This window comes from Kitasatospora sp. NPDC001683, assembly GCF_053596495.1.
Genome location: NZ_JBSFGK010000193.1, coordinates 1 through 5,253 on the forward strand (window position 1 = coordinate 1; position 5,253 = coordinate 5,253).

Annotated in this window: 4 protein-coding genes and 1 pseudogene; all 5 read left to right on the forward strand. The window is 71.0% G+C overall.

Annotated elements, in window-relative coordinates; genetic code table 11:
• Positions 1 to 94: pseudogene (locus ACWCYO_RS40160) on the forward strand (roadblock/LC7 domain-containing protein); the annotation flags it as partial.
• A 161-nt stretch (positions 95 to 255) separates the two neighbouring features.
• On the forward strand, positions 256 to 681 hold the full coding sequence (locus tag ACWCYO_RS40165; protein WP_030291321.1) for a DUF742 domain-containing protein: 426 nt from the start codon (positions 256 to 258) through the stop codon (positions 679 to 681).
• Positions 662 to 1,240 carry a GTP-binding protein gene (locus tag ACWCYO_RS40170; protein ID WP_270143826.1) on the forward strand — a complete coding sequence of 193 codons (579 nt, stop codon included), beginning with the start codon at positions 662 to 664 and terminating at the stop codon, positions 1,238 to 1,240. Before ACWCYO_RS40165 ends, ACWCYO_RS40170 begins: the two co-directional genes overlap by 20 nt.
• A gap of 542 nt (positions 1,241 to 1,782) precedes the next feature.
• Entirely contained in the window at positions 1,783 to 5,133 is a 3,351-nt protein-coding gene (locus ACWCYO_RS40175) for a nitrate- and nitrite sensing domain-containing protein (protein ID WP_449786993.1), read from the forward strand.
• 10 nt (positions 5,134 to 5,143) lie between these two features.
• On the forward strand, positions 5,144 to 5,253 hold a 110-nt coding region (locus ACWCYO_RS40180; protein WP_402508300.1), incomplete at its 3' end, for a roadblock/LC7 domain-containing protein.

Sequence of the window (5,253 nt, forward strand, 5' to 3'; positions counted from 1 at the left end):
GGTCGGCTACGAAATGGCCCTGCTCGTCGACCGAGCCGGCGCCGTCCTCACCCCCGCACTCCGCGCGGAACTCCAGGGCAGTCTCCTGCACTGACCGGAACCCGCGCGGAACTCCCACCGTTCCACCCCGCACCGGGTCCGACCCGACCGGACCCGGCGCCTCACCCTCAGCTACCCTCAGGCAGCTGATCCCGCCTCAGCTGGCACCGCCCCAGCTGGAACCGGCTGCCCAAGGCTGCAGCACAAGGAGGACCCATGACCCCGCCCTCGACACCCGCCGGCCCGTACGGCAACGGGTACGGCAGCGGCTACGGCGGGCAGCAGTCCGACGGCTACGAGCAGCAGCCGCTGGTCCGCCCGTACGCGATGACCGGCGGCCGGACCCGGCCCCGGTACCAGCTCGCGATCGAGGCCCTGATCTCGACCACGGGCTCGGCCGAGCGCACCACCGGGCTGCTGCCCGAGCACGCCCGGATCGTGAACCTCTGCCGTGAGGTCAAGTCCATCGCGGAGATCTCCGCACTGGCCGGCGTGCCGCTCGGTGTGGCCCGCATCCTCGTGGCCGACCTGGCCGAGGCCGGTCTCGTCGCCATCCACCAGCCCGCCGCCGCGGGCGAGTCGGGCGGAACGCCCGATGTCACGCTGCTCGAAAGGGTCCTCAGTGGACTTCGCAAGCTCTAACGGACCCGCCCGCGCCACGACCTCCGCGAAGATCGTCATCGCGGGCGGCTTCGGTGTCGGCAAGACCACGCTCGTCGGCGCCGTCTCCGAGATCAACCCCCTGCGCACCGAAGCCGTCATGACCTCGGCCTCCGCCGGCATCGACGACATCAGCCACGTCTCCGGCAAGACGACCACCACCGTCGCCATGGACTTCGGCCGCATCACCCTCGACGAGGACCTGATCCTCTACCTGTTCGGCACCCCCGGGCAGGACCGCTTCTGGTTCATGTGGGACGACCTCGTCCGGGGCGCCATCGGGGCCGTCGTGCTGGTGGACACCCGGCGCCTCGCCGACTGCTTCCCGGCCCTCGACTACTTCGAGAACAGCGGCCTGCCCTTCGTCGTCGCCCTCAACGGCTTCGACGGCCACCAGCCGCACACCGCGGACGAGGTGCGCGAGGCCCTGCAGCTCGGCGCCGACACCCCCGTGATCACCCTCGACGCGCGCCGTCGGGACAGCGCCAAGAGCGCCCTGATCACCCTGGTCGAGCACGCCCTGCTCGCGCGGCTCCGCTGATCGAACACGCGAATGGCCACCGCGCCGAGCCGAAGGGGCGTGCCGGTGCCGAAAGGGAGAAGGGCCGAGCCGCCGACGAAGGAGGCGGTGCAGTGCCCGCCGACCGTCGGCACCGGGTCCGAGCGCCCCGGAGGCGAGTGCGCGAACAGCGGAACCGTCCGGCCCCGGCGAGCCGTCACACTGACGGGTCGCCGGGGCGGCGGCGCTTACCGGCCGGTGTCCTCCCGGGGCCGCGCGCAAGACCCGCGTATAAGCAGCGCATAACAGTTCGGTAGGCATTTTGTGATCAACAATGACGCAGCGTGGCGAATCAGCGTCACTCAGCGCCAGATGACCACGGATTTGCTCCGTCATGTCGCTGATTGTCCGGATTGTGACGACGCGGGTGTCATACGGCGGCTGTTTGTCCCCCATCCCTGCACGTGCTGAAATTCCAGCTACCCCTGAACATCCCGCGCCGGCCGTCCGGCGGCGGGCCAGGGCCCCGGGGGTAGCGCTGGATTGATCCATGGCCGGCTAGTCGGCCGAGAGGTAGTAGTCGAGTGAGGCGTAAGCAGCAACCCGCCCCGCAGCGGCGCTCCGAGCCCCGCCAGAGCGAGCCGAACGGCAACGCCGCGGAACCGGCCGGATTCTCCGCGTTCACTCCCACCGAGGAGCGCGCCCAGGCCACCCCTGCCCCCAAGCCCCCGACCGCGGCCAAGGAGCCTCGCCCGGGCGCCGGTCCGGCGGGCGACGGCGGCTCCAGCCGGTACGACTTCCTCCGTCCGCGCAACTGGCGCGTGCCGACCCGTCTGATCGCGATCCTGCTGATCCCCGTGATCATCAGTCTGGTCTTCGGCGGTCTGCGAGTGAACACCTCGGTCGACGGCTACATCAAGGCCTCCCGGGCCGAGAAGACCGCCGAACTGGCCAAGGCGGCGACCGAACTCGCCGAGGCGCTCGAGAACGAGCGCGACAAGACCCTGATACCCCTGATCACCGGGCAGGACCCGAACAACGAGGTCGCCAAGCGCCGCGCCGACACCGACGCCGCGCTGAAGGCCTACAACGCCGCGTACGAGGCCTCCGACAAATCCGGCGAGCTGCCGCGCCGCCACGAGGCCTTCCAGACCCTGGTGATCGACCTGCCGCACCTGCGCCAGGTCGCGTACGGCAAGGAGCTGTTCGCCAGCGCCACCGCGAGCGCCTACTCGACGATGTTCGCGCCGCTGCTGGCCTACGACAACTCGGTCGGCAACGGCTCCGCCAACGCCACCAGCAAGGGCCGCGCGATCTACGCGATGTCGCTGGCCAAGGCCTCCGCCTCGACCCAGCGCTCGCTGATGCTGAGCCTGCTGGCCGGCATCGGGCAGAGCGCGACCACGCGCTACGAGAACCAGGACATGACCCAGCAGATCCTGGTCTCGGAGAAGCTGGAACAGGTCTCGATCAGCGAGTTCACCACCGGTAGCGACCCCGTGGACGCCAAGAAGTACGCGGACGCGCAGGTGGCCCTGGCCACCGCCCAGGAGCACTCGGCGCTCAAGATGCCCAACGGCACCGTGCCCACCATGCAGGGCCTGCTGGCGCTCGCCGGCAACTACGCCGAGGCCGCCGCCTTGGGCCAGCTGAAGGGCAAGGCCTCCGCCGACGCCTCGTACGCCGAGGCCAACAAGGCAGGTCTGACCGTGGACAACTGGAACCAGGCCGCCGGCAACCACATCCAGGCCCTGCGGAACACCGAAGTCGTGCTGCTGGACGACGTCCTCACCGACTCCCGCAACCTCAAGGACAACGCGCTCTACGACGCCATCCTCAACACGGTCATCGTCGTCGCCGCACTGATCCTGGCCGGCCTGCTCACCGGTTACGTCGCCCGCTCGATGATCCTCGGCATGCGCACCCTGCGCAGCGCCGCCCTGGAGATCGCCGACCACCGCCTGCCGGACCTGGTCGAGAAGCTCTCCAAGACCGACCCCGACCGGGTCGACACCTCGGTGACCGCGATCCCGCTGCACGGCAAGGACGAGATCGGCGAAGTCGCCCGGGCGTTCGACCAGGTCCACCAGCAAGCCGTGGCGCTCGCCGCCGAGCAGGCACTGCTGCGAGGGAACGTCAACGCGATCTTCACCAACCTGTCGCGCCGCAGCCAGGGCCTGATCCAGCGCCAGCTGGCACTGATCACCGACCTGGAGAACAACGAGGCCGACCCGGACCAGCTGGAGAACCTCTTCAAGCTGGACCACCTGGCCACCCGTATGCGCCGCAACGGTGAGAACCTGCTCGTCCTCGCGGGCGAGGAGGCCGGCCGCCGCTGGAACACCCCGGTCCCGCTGGTCGACGTGCTGCGCGCCGCCGCCTCCGAGGTGGAGCAGTACGAGCGCGTCGAGCTGTCCGGCATCCCGGAGGTCGAGGTCGTCGGCGCCGCCGTGACCGACCTCGTCCACCTGCTCGCCGAGCTGCTGGAGAACGCCACCTCGTTCTCCAGCCCGCAGACCCGGGTGCTGGTCAACGCGACCCGCCTGCCGGACGGCCGGGTGCTGGTCGAGATCCACGACAAGGGCATCGGCCTCACCGCCGACGACTTCGCGGAGATCAACGAGAAGCTGTCCGAGCCGCCCACGGTCGACGCCACCATCTCCCGCCGCATGGGCCTCTTCGTGGTCGGCCGGCTCTCCCAGCGGCACGACATCCGCGTCCAGCTGCGCCCGTCCGGCGAGTCGGCCGGCACCACCTCGCTGGTCATGCTCCCGCCGTTCGTCACCCAGTCCGCGGTGGCGCCGGAGCCGGAGGAGCAGTTCACCGTCTCCCGGATCTTCGCCGACCAGGAGCCGACCTCCGAGTGGGCCCCCGACAGCCGCACCCGCAGCGCCGCCGAGCTGGGCTTCGACGACCACCTCACCGGCATCGGCAACGCCGGCTCCTCGGGCTTCAGCCCGGCCCTGGAGGCCGTCCAGCGCTCGCAGCGCCTCGACCAGGTCCGCCGCGCGGCCCTGGAGGGCGCCCCGCAGCCGCCGGTGGTGGACGCCGAGGTCGAGGAGGACTACCAGCAGGGCTACGACCAGTACGCCCCGCAGCAGGGTTACGACCAGGGCGCCTACGCCGACGACCAGTACGGCTACGAGCAGGGCGGCTACGACCAGGGCGGCTACCAGCAGGACGAGTACGCCCAGGACGGCTACGGCCAGTACCCGCAGCAGGGTTACGACCAGGGCGCCTACGCGGACGGCCAGTACGGCTACGACCAGGGCGGCTACCAGCAGGACGAGTACGCCCAGGACGGCTACGGCCACCAGGCCGCGGAGGCCCCCTCCGGCCACCCGTACGCCCCCGAGCCGCCCGCCCTGCCCGCCGCCGAGCCCACCGCCACCCTGCCGTCCGGGCTGCCCCAGCGCCGCCCCGGCCAGCAGCTGGCGGGCGGCAGCCTGGGCGCCGCCCCGGTCGGCGGCAGCCCGTCCGGGGAGACCCCGAACTGGTTCGCCGGCGCCAAGGACACCTCGGCGCCCGCCGAGACCCGCGGCCACGACGTGTCCGCACTCGGCGGATACGGCCCGACCGGCCCGACCGCCAGTTCCCCCTGGCAGTCGCCGAACGACGGCGACTGGCAGCGCGCCGAGCAGCTGCGCGAGCCCTCGTCCAGCGGCACCACCGGGGCCGGACTGCCCAGGCGCGTTCCCAAGCAGAACCTGGTGCCCGGCAACGCCAAGCCCACCCCGCAGGAGGGGCCGCAGGTCTCCCGCAGCCCCGAGGAGGTCCGTGGCCGCCTCACCAACCTGCGCCGCGGTGTGGAGCAGGGCCGCAGCGCCGGCAACACCGGAAGCTTCCGGATCGACCCCGATCAGGTAGACCAGTCCGGCAACGGACAGAACCGGAGCACCGATCTCTTCGGCGGCTCGAACCACCAGGAGCGTTGAGTTGACTCAGATGAGCCAGGCCGCACAGAACCTGAACTGGCTGATCACCAATTTCGTGGACAACACCCCCGGGGTGTCCCACACCGTGGTGGTCTCCGCGGACGGCCTCCTGCTGTGCAT

What these genes read in the sequence shown, in the direction of transcription:
- ACWCYO_RS40165 (WP_030291321.1), top strand. Translation starts at nt 256, where the DNA reads ATGACCCCGCCCTCGACACCCGCCGGCCCGTACGGCAACGGGTACGGC.